This is a genomic window from Streptomyces sp. SID14515 (assembly GCF_010548505.1).
Taxonomy (GTDB): domain Bacteria; phylum Actinomycetota; class Actinomycetes; order Streptomycetales; family Streptomycetaceae; genus Streptomyces; species Streptomyces caviscabies.
Genome location: NZ_JAAGMH010000031.1, coordinates 35,913 through 53,653 on the forward strand (window position 1 = coordinate 35,913; position 17,741 = coordinate 53,653).

The 17,741-nt window shown below is 72.1% G+C and carries 14 protein-coding genes; 6 read left to right on the plus strand and 8 right to left on the minus strand.

From position 1 onward, the window contains the following. The first annotated feature begins 436 nt into the window (after window positions 1-436). From G3I54_RS05535 to G3I54_RS05545, 3 genes are read left to right on the plus strand one after another with little or no spacing between them, the layout of a single operon-like run. On the plus strand, window positions 437-1,213 hold the full coding sequence (locus G3I54_RS05535; RefSeq protein ID WP_164611704.1) for a hypothetical protein: 777 nt from the start codon (window positions 437-439) through the stop codon (window positions 1,211-1,213). 47 nt (window positions 1,214-1,260) lie between these two features. Further along, window positions 1,261-2,283 (plus strand): hypothetical protein, encoded by a 1,023-nt coding sequence (locus G3I54_RS05540; RefSeq protein ID WP_164611706.1) that lies wholly within the window; start codon window positions 1,261-1,263, stop codon window positions 2,281-2,283. Beyond that, window positions 2,280-3,308: a hypothetical protein gene (locus tag G3I54_RS05545; RefSeq protein ID WP_164611708.1), complete on the plus strand. Its 1,029-nt coding sequence runs from the start codon at window positions 2,280-2,282 to the stop codon at window positions 3,306-3,308. The genes G3I54_RS05540 and G3I54_RS05545 overlap by 4 nt, the downstream gene beginning before the upstream one ends. 12 nt (window positions 3,309-3,320) lie before the next feature. Here the strand turns inward: G3I54_RS05545 and G3I54_RS05550 are convergent, their stop codons facing one another. From G3I54_RS05550 to G3I54_RS05575, 6 genes are all read right to left on the minus strand, one after another. Then, window positions 3,321-4,727, minus strand: a complete 1,407-nt coding sequence (locus tag G3I54_RS05550; RefSeq protein WP_164611710.1) for a DUF4157 domain-containing protein — start codon at window positions 4,725-4,727, stop codon at window positions 3,321-3,323. Window positions 4,728-4,878: 151 nt separating this feature from the next. Beyond that, window positions 4,879-5,526 (minus strand): YdcF family protein, encoded by a 648-nt coding sequence (locus tag G3I54_RS05555; protein WP_164611712.1) that lies wholly within the window; start codon window positions 5,524-5,526, stop codon window positions 4,879-4,881. A gap of 157 nt (window positions 5,527-5,683) precedes the next feature. Further along, window positions 5,684-6,850 (minus strand): acyl-CoA dehydrogenase family protein, encoded by a 1,167-nt coding sequence (locus tag G3I54_RS05560; protein ID WP_164611714.1) that lies wholly within the window; start codon window positions 6,848-6,850, stop codon window positions 5,684-5,686. 7 nt (window positions 6,851-6,857) lie between these two features. Continuing rightward, window positions 6,858-7,829: a hydroxymethylglutaryl-CoA lyase gene (locus tag G3I54_RS05565; RefSeq protein ID WP_203685552.1), complete on the minus strand. Its 972-nt coding sequence runs from the start codon at window positions 7,827-7,829 to the stop codon at window positions 6,858-6,860. After that, the gene (locus G3I54_RS05570) at window positions 7,826-9,778 is read right to left on the minus strand and encodes an acetyl/propionyl/methylcrotonyl-CoA carboxylase subunit alpha (protein WP_164611716.1); all 1,953 of its coding nucleotides are present in this window, start codon (window positions 9,776-9,778) and stop codon (window positions 7,826-7,828) included. Before G3I54_RS05570 ends, G3I54_RS05565 begins: the two co-directional genes overlap by 4 nt. A 7-nt stretch (window positions 9,779-9,785) precedes the next feature. Then, on the minus strand, window positions 9,786-11,408 hold the full coding sequence (locus G3I54_RS05575; RefSeq protein WP_164611719.1) for a carboxyl transferase domain-containing protein: 1,623 nt from the start codon (window positions 11,406-11,408) through the stop codon (window positions 9,786-9,788). Between the two features lie 120 nt (window positions 11,409-11,528). Here G3I54_RS05575 and G3I54_RS05580 point away from each other — a divergent pair, with 120 nt between their 5' ends. Both G3I54_RS05580 and G3I54_RS05585 read left to right on the plus strand, forming a co-directional pair. Then, window positions 11,529-12,146, plus strand: a complete 618-nt coding sequence (locus G3I54_RS05580) for a TetR/AcrR family transcriptional regulator (protein ID WP_164611721.1) — start codon at window positions 11,529-11,531, stop codon at window positions 12,144-12,146. 198 nt (window positions 12,147-12,344) lie between these two features. After that, window positions 12,345-13,010 carry a GPP34 family phosphoprotein gene (locus G3I54_RS05585; protein WP_164611723.1) on the plus strand — a complete coding sequence of 222 codons (666 nt, stop codon included), beginning with the start codon at window positions 12,345-12,347 and terminating at the stop codon, window positions 13,008-13,010. A 50-nt stretch (window positions 13,011-13,060) separates the two neighbouring features. Here the strand turns inward: G3I54_RS05585 and G3I54_RS05590 are convergent, their stop codons facing one another. Next, complete coding sequence (locus tag G3I54_RS05590) at window positions 13,061-13,972, minus strand: NmrA family NAD(P)-binding protein (RefSeq protein WP_164611725.1); 912 nt, start codon at window positions 13,970-13,972, stop codon at window positions 13,061-13,063. 116 nt (window positions 13,973-14,088) lie between these two features. On the opposite strand from G3I54_RS05590, the gene G3I54_RS05595 reads away from it, so the two are divergent. Next, window positions 14,089-14,679, plus strand: coding sequence for a TetR/AcrR family transcriptional regulator (locus tag G3I54_RS05595; protein WP_164611728.1), 591 nt, complete (start codon window positions 14,089-14,091; stop codon window positions 14,677-14,679). On the opposite strand, the gene G3I54_RS05600 is transcribed toward G3I54_RS05595, so the two are convergent. Continuing rightward, window positions 14,645-17,740, minus strand: coding sequence for an acyltransferase family protein (locus tag G3I54_RS05600; RefSeq protein ID WP_164611730.1), 3,096 nt, complete (start codon window positions 17,738-17,740; stop codon window positions 14,645-14,647). The genes G3I54_RS05595 and G3I54_RS05600 overlap by 35 nt on opposite strands. Window position 17,741 lies beyond the last annotated feature (1 nt).

Consider the following 17,741-nt stretch of genomic DNA (forward strand, 5'->3'; position numbering starts at 1 on the left):
CGGTGTCGTTCGAACAGGAATGGGCCGCGCACAAGAACGAAGCGGCGATGCGCCTCAACGGGGTGGGTGGGCCTGGTGATGGTGGGCAGGCCGACCTGAAGACGAACGACTCGGGCAAGGCCGCTGCCGCGAACGCGCTGACCACCACGATCCAGCCTGCGGCGGGGACGGCGGGAGTGACCGCCGACGAATCGAGCGGCAGCGCGGTGACCGCGTTCAAGGGCTGGGCGACGGCGACCGGGCTCAAGGACGCGCTCGAGGAGTGGGCCCTGCAAGTGAAGAGCCCCCAGGGCCGGCTGGCCTACGACAAGAGCTGTCTTCTGGACGCGAAGCGGAACTTCCTCCTCAACGACCTGGACACGGGCGGCCGCCTGCGCGGACTCGGTGGACCCCATCGGGACGTGACGGCACGCATACGGTCGAGCAGGCCCGTCTCATGCAGGATGCCATCGCTCTCCTCGACCGGGACGACAAGGCGGATAGCGTCCCGGCCCGGATGCAGGCGCCTCTGGCCAGAGCCATGGCCGACTACGCGCCCGACACCCACAAGATCTTCTCCGAGGAGCCGGACTACGACTGGTCATCCGGTGGGAAAGTCTTCCCGTCGGACGACGGGGCGCATCTCAACGTCGGAAGGGACTCCCTGACGCGGATGCTTCGTGGTGTGGCCGAGGACCCGGAGAACTTCGCCCTCCTGTACGAAGCCGAGCGGGCTCAGGCGGCGGACGGGCTGGGCAGGGCCGCGGAGAAGCCCGGACACGGCACGGAGGAGTGGGACACACCGGCACGCCGTACGGCCATGGGCATCGGGGCGTTCAACGCGATCGGCGCAGACGTCATCCTTGATGACCGGGACAACCGGAAGGGCTGGGCGGATGATGTGGCCCGCTACGGCTATCACCTGGGGGGTACTCCGCTGACCATGATCCCCGGGGTCGGTGATGCCGCGCAGCGTCTCCTCGACTCCGCCGCCTATGAATGGTCGAAGGACATCAAGGCGGAGGCCGACCAGATTGCCAATGCGAAGGCGACGAGTGACCTGATGGCCCACAGCATGGGAACTCATGATCTGATCAATCAGTGGGCCGAGGGGCGGCAGATGGACTACGAGAAGGACGCGGCAGTCAAGAACATGCGGGATGAGGCATCGCAGTCGTACATCACTTCTCGGACCGCTGCGCTGGCAGTACTGGGACGCGGGGCCGGCTCATGACGGGCAACGACACATCAGGAGCCGGCCGGTCCGGCAGGCGACGCGGCGTGGTCGTCGGCGCGGTTGTCGCTCTGGCGCTGGCCGGCGGAGGAACCCTCTACGCGACGAAGGGCGGGTGGCTGGACGACCGCTCTCTTGCCTCGGCCTGTGACGGACTGCTGGACACGTCGGAGGTCAAGGAACTGCTGGGTGCCGACCGGCTGCGTGGAGAAGGTACAGAGACCGCGCGTTGCACCGCTGTCGATCCTGACGACGGCAAGGCGGCCCTTCAGGTCCAGATCTCCAGGGGCGAAGCCCCCCGGACGGTTCTCGGAACCATGGCGCGTGCGAATCCGCATATCGGCGGCGCCTCGGTGACTCCGGCGGGTGCAGGACGGCCTGTCGTGCTGGGAGCCCAACCGGGCACCGCCAGTGGGTCGGTGTCCTGCGCGAAGGGTGACGGCGGGTCGGTGACGGTGCTGATGCGCGCCTCGCGCAAGGACGCGGGCAAGCTCCTCGGGGAGCCTGAAGAACGTGCGAGGCTGGCGCGGGTGCTCACCAGCACGCTCGAACGGGCCGCGGAGCGATGGGGCTGCGAGAAGCCCGTGGAATCGGAGGGAGGGAAGGTTGGAGAGGTTCCCGCGAACACCTCCCGCGCCCTGCGACAGGCGGGCAAGGCCACCGGCACCTGTGCGGGCATCGACTCGGCCTCCTACGAGACGCCGACGGACGATGCCGCCCCGATCGAGGACTGCGAGCTGGCCGAACCCTCCGGTACTCGTCTTTTCCAGTTGTCCGCCTACTACGGGCCGTATGTGAAGGCGGCCCGGCAGGAGACCATTCGAGGTAAGCAGCTTCTCACCGACGTGGGAGGCGGGGGCGGGCTGTGGTGGACCACGGCGGACTGTCCGCAGGGTGACGTCCTGTACACAGTGGAAACGGTCTGGGACGAGGAGAAGAACACCTTCCACCCGCCCTCCCCCAAGCTCCAGAAAGACGCTCTGAAGACGTTCGCCGAGCGCTCCGCCGAACGCCACGGCTGCTCGACGCCCGAACCCTTGCCTACGAACGACGGGACGTCCCGGTCGTGAAACCTCCGGTCCTGGCATCGGTCTGCGCTCTGGTCGTCGCCGGAGCAGGGCTGTTCGCCTGGTGGAACACCGACCTGCTCGGGCAGGACGAATTCTGTGCCGGTGCGGTGTCCGCCGACGACGCGGGAGCCGTACTGGACGGGCCCGGCCGGCTCACCCTCGCCTCGGCGGAGCCGCAGAAGGTGTCCGGCGACGCCTACGGTTTCAACTGCGTCGTCCAGCGCAGCAGCAAGCTCATCGGCGGCGATCAGGCCCGCCTCACCGTCGACCTGACTCGTCCGGACGCCACCTTCCCGTTCCGGACCCGGCTGTGGAAGAACCCGGCGGCCATGTCCTACTTGGCCGACGGTGCGGTTGGCGCGGTCGACGACAGGCGGGCCTGGGTCATGCTGCCTGCCTCCTGCTGGGACAAGATCCCGTCGTCCGGCGCCAACGTCTCACCGGTGCTCGAACTGGAAGTGAGCAACGGGACGGCGGACCGGCAGGCACTGGCCGCCACCGCCGTGCACGCGGCCCGGCAGATCGCCGGGGACGTCGGTTGTTCGGCACCGGAGCTCTCCCGCCCGGTCCGCCTGCAGGGCCCTGCGGAGAAGGGCGGGGCAGGCCGCACCGACACGGCGAACGCATGCGGGCTGAAGGGTTTCCGGCTGCCCGAGTCCGCGTTCTTCGACGGTGAAGCCACCCCGGGCGGCGAGCGCTTCACGGGGACGGGCGCCAGTGCGTGGGCCTGCACGCTCGACCTCGACGGGCCGGCCGAGCCGCAACTGACGTTCGCCCTCAGCCAGGACCGGACCCTGACGAAGTTCGCGGGCCGGGATCCGGCGGTCGCGGACCGGGACGGGGTCGCGCTTCTGGAATGCGCGGACGGCACCACGTATGTGTCCATGCACCGCAATGACGCCTACGAGGACCTGTTGCTGGACAACAAGGTGCCGGGAGACCGCTGGAACGATCCCTTCCGTGCCTTCACCGACGCGGTGGCGAAGCAGCTGGACTGCGGCCCGGTGGCCGGAGCATCGGGGTGACCGCCGTACGGGTCACGTCGCCGCGGGCGCCGGGAACTTCCCGGTGAAGTAGAGCCCCGCGAGGTTCGCTTTGATCGTGTCCTTGTAGCTCTTGGAGAACTTGCCACCCGTCTTCTCACCGTAACGGGCAGCGTTCTCCTCGCTGTCCAGTGCCGCCGTGATCTCCTGCAGCAGCCGCTTCTCGTTGTCGTTCGCCTGTTCGGCCACATGCTGCTGCATGAGGTCCCAGAGCTTGGGGATGGGGGCCCAGCCGGCATCCGCCATCCTGGTCCGCGTGTCCGAGGCGAGCGAGGAGTCGCCTCTTCCCGAATAGAAGAAGCGGGGCTTCGCCTGGCTGTCTTCCGCGTGGGTCAGCACGTTCTCGTTGCAGATGATGTTGTGGTACTCGACCAGGGCCTTGCTGTTCGTCGTCTGGTCGATGTCGATGTTCCCCTCCTGCTGCTTCTGGTGGCCGAGCTCGTGCATGATCGTCTGATTCTTCGTGTAGTCGCCCTCCACCTCCTGATTGATCAGCAGGATCCGATGCTTTTGGAGGTAGGCTCCACCGCCCGCCGCGGAAACGATCTGTCCGGCGTCGGGGCCGTCCATGCCGGTGACCGTCTTCACGTTCAGGGCCGCGACCTCGGCGGTGAGGTTCATGCGGGAGTCCGCCGGATACTCGGAGAACGGAGTCTCCGAGGACATGCCCGGCGGCACCTCGACGACCATGGGCGGGCTCGTCAGCCCGAGCCTCTCCTTCCAGCGGTCGATGTCCTCCGTGTTCAGGGCGCGTTGGACGGCTGCGTCCCCGGCCGCCAACGGCCGCTGCTCCGGGGCCGGTTCCGAGGCCTGCCCGGTCTGGGGAGCGGACACGGACATGACGCGGTTCGCCGTCGCCTCCGCTTCCCGTTCGAACCGGTCGGAGGGGTCGCTGACGCGTAGCCCGTCGCCCCGGGCGGTCCCGGCCACCGGCCCCTGACGCTGCTGGATGACGTGGGTGAGTTCATGGGCCAGGGTGCGTTTGTCGGCTCCGCCGTCGCCGATGACGATGTTGCTGCCCGAGGTGTAGGCGCGGGCGCCGATCTCGCCGGCGGAGCGTTGGGCGGTCGTGCCGGTGTGCAGACGTACATCGGAGAAGTCCGCACCGAGGCGCGCCTCCATCTCCTGCCGCAGTGGCGCCGCCATGGGCTGCCCCGAGCCGCGCAGGACGTCGTGGACGGCGGAGCGCTGTACGGGCGCGGAGCCCTGCCGGTGGCCGCAGTCCGCGTCGTGCTGATGCCGCGCCTCCTCGACCAGCCGGCTGACGGCGGCGTTGCCGAGTCTGCGCTGCAGGGCCGCGAGCGAGGTCCCGGGCGCACCTCCCTGCTGCCCGGCGGAGCCCGCACCCGTACGGCGGCCCTTGGGCGCTCCGGGAGTCCTGTCCGAGTCCTGAGCGCGCATCAAGAGCCTTTCTGTGCAGTCGGATCCGGGCTTCTCTCCTGACTACATCACCGGGACGCATCCACGGAAGTCCCGAAAGGGCAGCACGGGTCGGCTGTCCGGGCATTCCTGTCCTCGGACTCCGCGGGGTGGGTGCGGCGGCCGGCGCGGCCTACGGGATCAGCCGGCTCGTGAACCCGGCCCCGACCAGCCGCTCGTACGCCGCCGCGACCTCCTCCGGCACGGGCTGCTCGATCATGAAGCCCCGGGCCGGGTAGACAAGCAGCCGTTGCAGGGCCCCGACCAGCATGTCGATGACCATCCGGTCGTCCCCGATCGAGGCCACGTACTCCTCGAAGGTCATCGGACTCGAAGCGCTCACGATGTCGACCCCCGGCCACAGCTTGCGGGCCGTGGCGTACGACCGGCGCTCCTCGTACGGCTTGCTGACCAGCAGTACGGAGTCCACGTTCACCCCGGCCTCGTCGAGGACGGCCCGCGAGAACCGGATGTTCTCCCCGGTGTTGCGGGCCCTCGGCTCGACCAGCACGGCGGCTTCCGGCACGCCGAGTGCGAGGGCCCGCTCCCGGTAGTGCACGGCTTCGCCGCGCGGCATCCGGTCGCGGGTGGTGGGGCTGGTCGAGCCGGTGAAGACGATGACGGGGGCCAGCCCGCGCAGATAGAACCTCGCCGCCGCGTCGGCCACTCCCAGGTCATGGCTCCCGAGCCCGACGATGACCGAGCAGGGGCGGGGGGTGTGGTGCATGAGGTGGTGATCCCACACCTGCCGGGCGTCCGACCAGGACTGGGTAGTGATCACGACTGCCTGACCTTCGTGTGTGCCGAGTCCGGTTGCCTGTGCCCCGACCTGGTGCCGCCGGAGGGTGACCGGTAACCACCCTGCTGATACGTCCGCCCCGGCCGCCGTGAGCACATCCGCGGCGGCCGGGGCGGCGGCGGTCGAAGCGTCGAGCAGCTCAGCCCGGCAGTCCCAACTCCCGCGCGATCAGCATCCGCTGGACCTCGCTCGTCCCCTCGCCGATCTCCAGGATCTTCGAGTCGCGCCACATCCGCGCCACCGGGTACTCGTTCATGAAGCCGTAGCCGCCGTGGATCTGCGTCGCCTCGCGGGCGTTGTCCACCGCGACCGTCGAGGAGTACAGCTTCGCGATCGCCGCCTCCTTCTTGAACGGCTCGCCCGCCACCAGTCGCGAGGCCGCGTCGCGCCAGCCCACGCGGGCCATGTGGGCGCGCATCTCCATGTCGGCGATCTTGAACTGGATCGCCTGGTTGGCGCCGATCGGCTTGCCGAAGGCGTGGCGTTCGGCCGCGTACTTCACCGACTCGTCCACGCAGCCCTGCGCCAGGCCCGTGGCCAGCGCCGAGATCGCCACCCGGCCCTCGTCCAGGATCCGGAGGAACTGCGCGTAGCCCCGGCCCTGTTCGCCCAGGAGGTTCGCCGCCGGGACGCGGACGTCCGTGAAGGACAGCTCGCGGGTGTCCGAGGCGTTCCAGCCGACCTTCGAGTAGGGGGCGGCGACCGTGAAGCCGGGGGTGCCGGACGGGACGATGATCGCGGAGATCAGCGGGCGGCCGTCCTCCTTGCGGCCCGTCACGGCGGTGACCGTGACCAACTCCGTGATGTCCGTGCCGGAGTTGGTGATGAAGCACTTCGAGCCGTTGATCACCCACTCGTTCGTCGCCTCGTCCAGCACCGCCGTCGTGCGCGTGCCGCCCGCGTCCGAGCCGCCGTCCGGCTCGGTCAGGCCGAACGCGCCCAGCGCCTCGCCCGCGCACAGCTTCGGCAGCCACTGGCGCTTCTGCTCCTCCGTGCCGAACAGGTGCAGCGGCATCGCGCCCAGCGAGACCCCGGCCTCCAGGGTGATCGCCACCGAGGAGTCGACCCGGGCCAGCTCCTCCAGGGCGATCCCGAGCGCCAGGTAGTCGCCGCCCATCCCGCCGTACTCCTCCGGGAACGGCAGCCCGAACAGGCCCATCCGGCCCATCTCGCGCACGATCTCGTACGGGAATTCATGGCGCTCGTAGAAGTCGCCGATCTTCGGCGCGACCACGTCGTGCGCGAACGCCTCGACCGTGCGGCGCAGTTCCTCGTGCTCGGCGGTCAGCCGGTGGTCCAAAGGCATGGGTTGCTCACTCCTTGTGGGAGGCGGAAGAAGGGGGCGGTGTCAGGGCGCGGACCGTGCGGGATGGGCTCGGTCGGCCCAGGTGTTCGGCCAGCCAGACGCTGGTGGCGGTCAGTTCGGCCAGGTCGACGCCCGTCTCGATGCCCAGGCCGTCGAGCATCCAGACCAGGTCCTCGGTCGCGAGGTTTCCCGTGGCGCTCTTCGCGTACGGACAGCCGCCCAGGCCGCCCGCCGAGGCGTCGACCGTGCTCACGCCGTGCTGGAGCGCCGCCAGCGTGTTCGACAGGGCCTGGCCGTACGTGTCGTGGAAGTGGACGCCGATCGACGGGGTGGGGACGCCGGCCTCGTTCAGCGCGGTCAGCAACGCCGTTACGTGGCCCGGCGTCGCCACCCCGATCGTGTCGCCCAGCGACAGCTCGTCGCAGCCCAGGTCCATCAGGGCCTTGGCCACCTTCACCACCTGCGCCACCGGCACCGCGCCTTCCCACGGGTCGCCGAAGCACATCGAGAGGTATCCGCGCACCTGGACCTTGTCCGCCTTCGCGCGGGCCACCACCGGCTCGAACATCGCCAGCGACTCGTCGACCGTACGGTTCAGATTGCGGGCCGCGAACGTCTCCGTCGCCGAGCCGAACACCGCGATCGACCGGGCCCCGAGCGCCAGCGCCCGGTCCAGTCCGCGTTCGTTCGGGACGAGGACCGGGAGGGAGACGTCACCCACGTCGGCGATCTCGCCGAGGAGCGGGAACAGCTGCTCCGCGTCCGCCAGTTGGGGCACCCACTTCGGGTGCACGAAGCTCGTCGCCTCGATGGTGGTCAGGCCGGCCACCGCCAGGCGGCGGATGAACTCCGCCTTCACCGGCGTCGGTACGGTCTCCTTCTCGTTCTGGAGGCCGTCGCGCGCGCCCACTTCGTGGATGCGGACCCGGGAGGGGAGGCCCGGGGCCGGGACCTTCATGGGGAGTCCCCGCGTGCTCATGAGTCCTCCCCGTCGGCGACCGGGACCACGACCGCCAGGATCTGGTCCATCGCCACCGTCGCGCCCGCCGTGACGTCCAGCTCGGTGACCGTCCCCGCGTGCGGCGCGGAGATCACGTGCTCCATCTTCATCGCCTCCACCACTAGCAGGCTCTGGCCCGCCTCGACCTCGTCGCCCACGGCCACCTTCACCACCGTGACCGTGCCCGGCATCGGGGCCGCCAGCGTGTCCGCCCCGCCGCGGCCCGCCCCGCTCAGGGACGCCTCCACCGGGTCGTGGTCCTGGACGTGCCAGGTGTCGCCGTCCCGGCCGAGCCAGTCGCCGGAGCGGTGGAAGTGGCCCACCGTGCCGTTCAGTTCGACCGTCACCCGGTCGGCTGTGACCGTCGCGCCGGGCGATGCCTCGTACGTCACCGGGTCCGTGCCCGACACCCGCAGCGGGAACGCCAGCGGCTCCCGCACGCCCCCCGTACGCCACCCGCTCGGCACCGAGAACGGGTCCGTCCAGCCGCCCGCGTCCGGCCGGGGCTCCAGCGCCTCCCGGCGGACCGCCGCAGCCGCCGCGTACACCTCGTCCGGAACCCCGTCCGGCACCAGGCCCTCCGCCTCGCGCTCCACCAACCCCGTGTCCAGGTTCCCGGACACCACATCCGGGTGGGCCAACAGGCGGCGCAGGAAGCCCGCGTTGGTCGGGACGCCCAGGATCACCGTGTCCGCGAGGGCCGCCCGCAGCTTGCGGATGGCCGTCGCGCGGTCGGGGCCGTACGCGATGACCTTCGACAGCATCGGGTCGTACAGGCTGCCCACCGGCACGCCCTCGCTGAGCCCCGAGTCCGTCCGCACCCCGCCGCCCTGCGGCTCGCGCAGCGCCAGCACCGTACCGCCGGAAGGCAGAAAGCCGCGGGACGGGTCCTCGGCGCAGACCCTCGCCTCGATCGCCCAGCCGGTGAGGGTGATGTCCTGCTGGGTGTACGGGAGTCGCTCGCCCGCCGCCACCCGCAGCTGCCACTCCACCAGGTCCAGGCCGGTGATCAGCTCGGTCACCGGGTGCTCGACCTGGAGGCGGGTGTTCATCTCCATGAAGTAGTACGAGGACGGGTCGTTGCCCGGGACGATGAACTCCACCGTGCCCGCGCCGACATAGCCGCAGCTGCGCGCCGCCTGGACTGCTGCCTCGCCCATCGCCGCCCGGGTGTCCGCGTCCAGCAGGACGCTCGGGGCCTCCTCGATGATCTTCTGGTGGCGGCGCTGGAGCGAGCACTCGCGCTCGCCCAGGTGGACCACGTTGCCGTGGGCGTCGGCCAGCACCTGGATCTCGATGTGGCGCGGGCGGTCGATCCACCGCTCGACGAGGAGCGTGTCGTCGCCGAAGGAGGCACGGGCCTCCCGTCGCGCCGCCGCGATCTCCTCGCCCAGCGCCGCCGCGTCGCGGACCAGGCGCATGCCCTTGCCGCCGCCGCCCGCGGAGGGCTTCAGCAGGACCGGGGTGCCGATCTCCCGTGCCGCTTCCTCCAGTTGGGCGTCCGTGAGGCCGCTGCCGGAGGAGCCGGGCACGACCGGGACCCCGGCCGCCGCGACCGTCTCCTTCGCCCGGATCTTGTCGCCCATGAGCGAGATCGCGGAGGCGGGCGGGCCGATGAAGGCCAGCCCGGCGTCCGTACAGGCGGCGGCGAACTCGGCGTTCTCCGCCAGGAATCCGTAGCCGGGGTGGACGGCCTGCGCGCCCGTGCGGCGGGCCGCCTCCAGGAGCGCCGGCACGTTCAGATAGCTCTCCGACGCGGGCGGCGGGCCGATCCGTACCGCCGTGTCCGCCTCCCGTACATGCCGGGCGTCCGCGTCCGCGTCGCTGAAGACCGCGACCGAGCGCACCCCCTGCTCCCGCAGGGTCCGGATCACCCGGACCGCGATCTCGCCGCGGTTGGCGACCAGAACGGTGTCGAACATCGTCATCTGTTCCTCACATCCGGAAGACGCCGAAGCCGGGACCGGCCGGGTCCTTCTGGGGCAGCGGGGCATTGGCGCAGGCCGTGAGGGCGAGGCCCAGCACCTGGCGGGTGTCCACGGGGTCGATCACGCCGTCGTCCCAGAGCCGGGCGGTGGCGTAGTACGCGTTGCCCTGGGTCTCGTACTGTGCGCGGATCGGGGCCTTGAACGTTTCTTCGTCCTCGGCGCTCCAGTCGTCGCCGAGCTGGTCGCGCTTGACGGTGGCCAGGACGGAGGCCGCCTGCTCGCCGCCCATGACGGAGATCTTGGCGTTCGGCCACATCCACAGGAAGCGGGGGCTGTAGGCCCGGCCGCACATGGAGTAGTTGCCCGCGCCGTACGAACCGCCGACCACGACCGTCAGCTTCGGCACCCGGGTGCAGGCCACCGCCGTGACCATCTTCGCGCCGTGCTTGGCGATGCCGCCCGCCTCGTAGTCCCGGCCGACCATGAAGCCGGAGATGTTCTGCAGGAAGACGAGCGGGATGCCGCGCTGGTCGCACAGCTCGATGAAGTGCGCGCCCTTCTGGGCCGACTCGGAGAACAGGATGCCGTTGTTCGCGACGATCCCGACCGGGTGGCCGTGGATCCGGGCGAAGCCGGTGATCAGGGTCTGGCCGTACTCCGCCTTGAACTCCTGGAAGCGGGAGCCGTCCACGACGCGTGCGATCACTTCGCGTACGTCGTAGGGGGTGCGGGAGTCCACCGGGACCGCCCCGTACAGCCCCGCCGGGTCCACCTTCGGCTCCTCGGCCGGCTCGACCGACCAGGGCAGCGGGGCCCGGTCCGGGAGGGTCGCGACGATGTTGCGGACGATCCGCAGCGCGTGCGCGTCGTCCTCCGCGAGATGGTCGGTGACCCCCGACGTACGGGAGTGGACCTCGCCGCCGCCCAGCTCCTCCGCCGTGACCACCTCACCGGTGGCGGCCTTCACCAGCGGTGGGCCGCCGAGGAAGATCGTGCCCTGGTTGCGGACGATGACGGCCTCGTCGCTCATCGCCGGGACGTACGCCCCGCCCGCCGTGCAGGAGCCCAGCACCGCCGCGATCTGCGGAATACCCGCCCCCGACATCCGGGCCTGGTTGTAGAAGATCCGCCCGAAGTGGTCCCGGTCGGGGAAGACCTCGTCCTGCATCGGCAGGAACGCGCCGCCCGAGTCGACCAGATAGAGGCAGGGGAGCCGGTTCTCCAGGGCCACCTCCTGCGCGCGCAGGTGCTTCTTCACGGTCATCGGGTAGTACGTGCCGCCCTTGACGGTCGCGTCATTGGCGACGATCACGCACTCCCGGCCGCTGACCCGCCCGATCCCGGCGATCACCCCGGCCGCCGGGGCCGCGCCCCCGTACAGCCCCTCGGCCGCCAGCGGGGCCAGCTCCAGGAACGGCGAGCCCGGGTCGAGAAGGGTGTCCACCCGGTCCCGGGGGAGCAGCTTGCCGCGCGCCTCGTGGCGGGCCCGCGCCTTCTCACCCCCGCCCAGCCGTGCCGTGGCGAGCCGCGTCGCCAGCTCGTCGGAGAGCGCGCGATGAGCCGCCTCGTTGGCCTGCCAGGCCTCCGAGGCGGGATCGGCCGCGCTCGCCAGGACCGGTGCCTGCTGCATCGTGTCGAGCCCCCTTGCCCGTACCGCAGTAGTGAAATGGCGTTGACGTGCTGTTAATGAGCGTTAACGCGTTTCCCTCAGGTTAACGAGCGCTAACGACCCTGTCTAGAATGAATCCTCATGAGCACCCATGCCGCCGCCCGCGTCGCGGCTCCCACCCGCCGCGAGCAGATCCTCCGGGAGGCCGCCCGCCTCTTCGCCGAGCGCGGCTTCCACGGTGTCGGCGTCGACGAGATAGGCGCCGCCGTCGGGATCAGCGGCCCCGGCCTCTACCGCCACTTCCCCGGCAAGGACGCGATGCTCGCCGAGCTTCTGGTGGGCATCAGCGAACGGCTGCTGGAGGGCGGACGGCTGCGGGTCACGGAGGACGCCGCCCGGGGCGACGGCTCCCCGGAGGCGCTGTTGGACGCGCTCATCGAGGGCCATATCGACTTCGCCCTCGACGACCGCCCCCTGATCACCCTCCACGACCGCGAGCTGGACCGGCTGCGCGACACGGACCGCAAGCGGGTGCGCCGGCTTCAGCGCGAGTACGTCGAGGTCTGGGTCGGCGTCGTCCGCGCCCTGTATCCGGGGCTGGCCGAGAACCGGGCCCGCGTCACCGTGCACGCCGTCTTCGGCCTGCTGAACTCCACCCCGCACCTGGCCCGCCCGGAGGCCCTGCCCGGCCGCGCGGCGACCGCCGCCCTGCTGCACCGGCTGGCCCGGGGCGCCTTCGCCGCCGCAGAGCCTTCCTGACCGGCCCGACCGGCCCGACCGGCCCGACCGGCCTGACCGGCCCGACCGGCCTGCCCCTCTTGGTCGTCCGGCCCTCCTGGTCAGCCTGACCCGCGTGGCTCTCCTGACCGGCAGTTCCCTCTCCTGGGCAACCCCGGACGGGGTACTGACGTCTGTCCGGTCGGCACGCAACGCATCGGGGAATCGGGGAGTCGCATCATGGCCGTCTCGCTGGGCGAAGAGATCATGCTGCTGTCGCTGGACGACGCGACCGGCGCGGCGAAGGGGGAGACCGCGGCCCGCTGGGGCGTGGCGGCGGGCATGCTCCTGGAGCTGGTCATGGCGGGCCGGGCCACGGTGAAGGGCGGCCGCGTCGAGGTCTTCGACCCGTCCCCGACGGGCGACCCGCTGCTGGACGGCCGGCTCGACCGGCTGGCGCGCTGGGTCCATGCGACGGCCAGCAGCCGCAAGGTGACCGACTGGCTGACCCGGGAACACGCCAAGGGCTCGCAGGACGTCGTGGCGAGCCTCTGCGCCCGCGGCCTGGTGACCGAGGAGCGGCACCGGGCCCTCGGCGTCTTCCCGGTGCGCCGCTACCCGGAGGCGGACGGAACCGTCGAACGCGAGCTGCGCGCCCGGCTGGCCGCCGTGGTGCTGCACGGCGCCGAGCCGGACGCCCGCACCACCGCGCTCGTCGCCCTGCTGCACACCACGGGCATGCACCCGCAGACGTTCCCCGGCCTGCCGAAGAAGCAGGTCGCCCCGCGCATGGCCCGGATCGCCGAGGGCCACTGGGCGGGCGTGAGCGTGCGCGAGGCGATCCACAACCTTCAGGCGGCGATCTCCGCGGTGACCGTGGTGACGGTCCTCACCGTGGTGTCGTAGGGCCGCCCCCCCCGCCGCCTGCTGTCGTGGTCAGGCCGCCGCCGCCGTCGTCAGGCCGCCGCCGTCAGGTTCCGCTGCGCCCAGGTGGCGAACGACGTCACCGGAATCCCGAGCTCCGCGGCGAGTTCGGGGTGGGCCGGCTGCGTGATGGCGTTGCTCCACAGGTGACCGGCGCCCCAGGCCGGCATGCCCGCCGCGAGCGCCTCGTCGAGGTCCATCGACGGAGCCTTCAGCGGTACGCCCCACGCGGCGGACAGCACCCCGGCCACCTGCTCCATCGTGAGCCGGTCGCCCGCGAGTTCCAGCTCCACCGCGTGGAAGCGGTCGGGCTCCCGCACGGCATGGGCGACGGCCGCGCCGATGTCCTCGGCCGCCACCAGCGCCAGCGTCGTGTCCGGCCGGACGACCGTCGCCAGACCGCCTTCGGGCCCGTCGGGCGCCAGCTGGGGCAGGTTCTCCATGAAGAACGCGGGCTTGACCACGAACCAGCGGGCGAAGCCCGCCCCGCGCACCGCCTCCAGGATCGCCTGCTTGGTGTCGAAGTACGGCTCCATCGCCGCCCAGCGGCCCTCCGCCCAGCCCGGGGTCTCCGTGTGCCGCCCCACCCCGCTGGTCGAGGACTGGACGAACTGGGGCACGTCCGCGGCCCGCGCCGCCTCGACGAGGTTCGTCGCCTGCGCGAGCTCCCCGGCGAAGTCGACGCCGGCTTCGCTCATCGGCGGCATCTGCACCGAGAACACGGCACGGACGCCCGCGCAGGCGGGGTCCAGCGAGGACCGGACGGAGAGGTCGCCGGTCACCAGCTCGGCGCCCAGCGCCTCGACGTCCTTCGCGCGCCGCGCCAGCGGGTCGCGCACCAGGGCGCGGACCGGCACACCGGCGGCCAGCAGGGCCCGGGCGGTGGCCCCGCCCTGGCGTCCGGTGGCGCCGGTGACCAGTACGGGGGCGGATCGTGGTGCCATGGCGGTGTCTCCTCGGGGATCGGCGGCAGGACCGCGAAACACAAAACGGCGGGGCCCGCCGTTTTGCCTTGGTTACGATATGGCGGGGCCCACCACTTAGCAACTGGAGAGAGAACGTGACCGGTCAGCGCTCGGACGCCCGCCGCAACTACAGCCGCATCCTGGCCGTGGCCGAGGCGGAGGTCGCCCAGCACGGCGCGGCGGCGTCCCTCGAACAGGTCGCCCGCACCGCGGGCGTCGGCTCCGCCACCGTGCGCCGTCATTTCCCCACCCGTCAGGCCCTGCTCGAAGCCGTCTTCCAGGAGCGCATCCAGGCCCTCTGCGCCCGCGCGGAGCAGCTGGTCGGGGCCGACGACAGCCGGGCCGCCCTGCTGGAATGGCTGCACGACTTCGTCGCGTACGCCGTCTCCGCCCGGGGCCTCGCGGACGCCCTGACCTACGAACCGCCCACCGACGTACCGGCCGACGCCGACGCCCCGCACTCCTGCGGCGCGGTGCTGGAGGACGCGGCCACCCCGCTGCTCCACCGCGCCCAGCGTGACGGGGCGGTCGGGCCGGGCGTCACCTTCCACGACCTGATCACCCTCGTCGCCGGCATCGCCCTGGCCACCGAGCACCACGCCGAACCGTCGGTCCAGGCCGACCGCCTCTTCACCCTCGCCGTCGAAGGCCTCAGCCCGAGCCCGGCCCCGAGCCCGACCCCCTGACCGGGCCCGAGCCCGACCCTCTGACCGGGCCCGATGCCGATGACGATGCCGACCCGGGGTCCGACGCCCTGACCGAGACGGTGACGTGGTCGACCCGCATCGGGTGGCCGGGCTCGGTCGCGGGGCCCGCCGTCGCGCCGTCGGCCAGCGGCAGCTTGCCGCCGATCGCCACGTTCAGGATCAGGAACACCCCGTGGTCCACGGCCCGCTTCCAGGTCCCCGCGTCCATCGCGTCGGCCCGCACCCGGTGGTACACCCGGTCGTCCCGGTACCAGCGGACCTCCTCCGCGCCGGGGGAGAGGTCGACCTCGACGGCGTACGTGTGGAACGTCGTACGGCAGTCCGCGCACGCCTGCGGACCCGACGTCAGCCCCACCGGCTCCTCGCACGGGCCGCCGTCCAGGACCCCGCAGTGCATCGAACCGAACACACTGTCCCGGCCGTTGACGGACTCCATCACGTCCAGCTCGCCGACGCCCGGCCATCCGGTGTACCCGTCGCGCAGCGAGCCGCCCAGGGTCCAGAACGCGGGCCAGTAGCCCGCCGCCTTCGGCCCGGTCACGTCCGGCAGCGCGATGGACGCCTCGATCCGCAGCACTCCGCCGGGCGGCGGCGCGAAGTCGGAACGTACGGTCGTGATCCGGCCCGAACTCCACCGACCGTCCTTCCGGGTGGGGACGATCTCCAGGACGCCCCGGCCGTCCAGGCGCACGTTGCCGGTCGAGTCGGTCATGGTCTCGATCTCGCCGGTGCCCCACTGCGGAGCCGGGCAGCCGGGGTAGCAAGTTCCCAGGTCGTACTGCCAGTTCGCGGGAGACGGGCGGCTGCCCTTCGGTCCGTCGAAGTCGTCCCGCAGCAGCTCGGCCCAGCCGTCTTTCCCGGGCGCGGCGGGAGCCGCGGGTGTCGTGGCCGCGGGCAGTGCGCCCGACTCCGTCAGCAGCCGCTCCAGCCGGGGGGCCAGCACGATGGCCGCCACGTTCGTCAGATGGGCGTCGTCGCGGTAGAGCAGGATCCGGTCCCGTACCGCGGGGCAGGTCGGGCCGTCGCCCGGGCACAGCACCGGGTTCACGCCGACGGACCGCACGCCCGGCACCGCGCCCGCCGCGATCCGCCGCGCCAGCGGGTCGGCCGGAAGCGCGTCGGCCCGGCCGAACGCGCAGGCGGCCGCGTCGTCCGGAGCGCCGGAGACACACGCCGGGATGTCCGTTCCCGGTACGGGGGTGTCCTCGAGGTACACGATCGGGGCGCCGATCGCCCGCAGCGGCTCCAGCGTCTTCTCCCAGGCGGCGGTCAGGGCCTTCTCGTCGGCGGTGTACCGGTTGAGCGAGGCGATCACGATGAGCCGGGGCGTGGGCCCCGTACGCAGCCGGCCCAGGGCGTCGGCCCGCCAGCTGTCGCACTCCCGGTAGACGCGCCCCAACTGGGGGTTCTTCACCGTCAGTTCCGGCAACGGGCAGCCCTGCTTCACCAGTTCCTGGAGCGCCCAGCCGCGCCGGGAGGCCAGCGAGAGCAGCGGGGAGAACCACTGGCCTGCGTGCGAGTCGCCGAGCAGCACGACGCGGTCGGGGCTGTCGACCGCGCCGAACAGGCACTCCGGGCTGCGGGTCACCGCCGGGGCGACCTGGCAGGCCCCGTCCGGCGGGAAGTCCTTGCGCGCCTGGGCCGGGCCCGGCACCGGCGGACCGTCCGCGAGCGGGGAGCCGTCGGCGCGGGCGAGCAGCGAGGGCCCGGCGGCCGCGCCCGGCGGGAGGCCCTTGACGTCGACCGGGGTGGCCGGGCCCAGCAGTTGGAGGGTGGTGGTGCCGACGACGAGCGCGAGCACGACCGGCAGGACGATGGCCGAGATCCCCACCGCCAGCCCCCGGCGCGGGAGTTCGGAGACCGTACGGCTGCGGCGCAGCGGCTGCTCGACCCAGCGCATGGTGGCGAGGGCGGGCAGTACGGCGGCCAGCGTCAGCGCCGTCTTCGCGGGCCAGTCGAGCGCCCCGAGCCGCGCCTCGGCGAGGACGAGCACCGGCCAGTGCCACAGATAGAGGGTGTAGGAGAGCCGCCCGACCGCCCGAGGCGCCCGCCCCGCCAGCAACCGCCCGACACCGTGGGCCCCTTGGGCATCGCGCTCGCCCCGGCCCGGGATCGCGGCGAGGATGACGGCGGCCGTGCCCAGGGTCGGCACGAGCGCCGCGTATCCGGGGTACGGGGTCGACGCGTCGTACGCCACGACGCACCCCACGATCGCCGCCGCACCCGCCCACCCGCACACCAGCCGCAGCGGGCGCGGCCCGCGCAGCAGATGCCAGGGCAGCAGCGCCAGCAGCGCGCCGACGGCGAACTGCCAGACCCGCGAAGGTGTTCCGAGGTACGCGAGCGAGACGGAGTCCCGCGTCCAGTGCAGCGACAGCGCGAACGAGGCGACGGCCACGGCGGCGGTGGCGAGCGCCACGACCGCGCGCACGGCCCGCCCCCGGCGGACCGCGCGGGCGGCGACCAGCACGGTCACCGCCAGCAGCGGGGCCCAGAACAGGTAGAACTGCTCCTCGACGGCGAGCGACCAGAAGTGCAGCAGCGGACTCTGGTCGTGCCCGGCGGCGAGGTAGTCGGTCTGCTGGGAGATGAACCGCCAGTTGGCGACCGACAGCGCTGCGGCGAGGACGTCGTGCTCCAGGTCGGCGCGGAGCAGCGGTACGGTCAGCCACGCCCCGGCGACCGCGACCGCCGCGAGGACGACGGCGGCGGAGGGCAGCAGTCGGCGGGCCCGGCGGGAGAAGAAGTCGCCGAGCCGGATCCGGCCGGTGGTGATCGCCTCCCGGACCAGCAGCCCGGTGATCAGGTAGCCGGAGATGACGAAGAAGACGTCCACGCCGACGAAGCCGCCCGCCGCCCCCGGTATCTGGGCGTGGAAGGCGAGGACCGCGAGGACGGCGACCGCGCGCAGCCCTTCGATGTCGGGCCGGAACGTGGACCGGTGCGGACTGGGCCCGGACTCGTCGCCTGGGCGCGGGGGTGTGGCGGGCGGGGCGGCGGATCGCTTGCGGCGCGGGCTGTGGGCAAGGAGGAAGGGCATC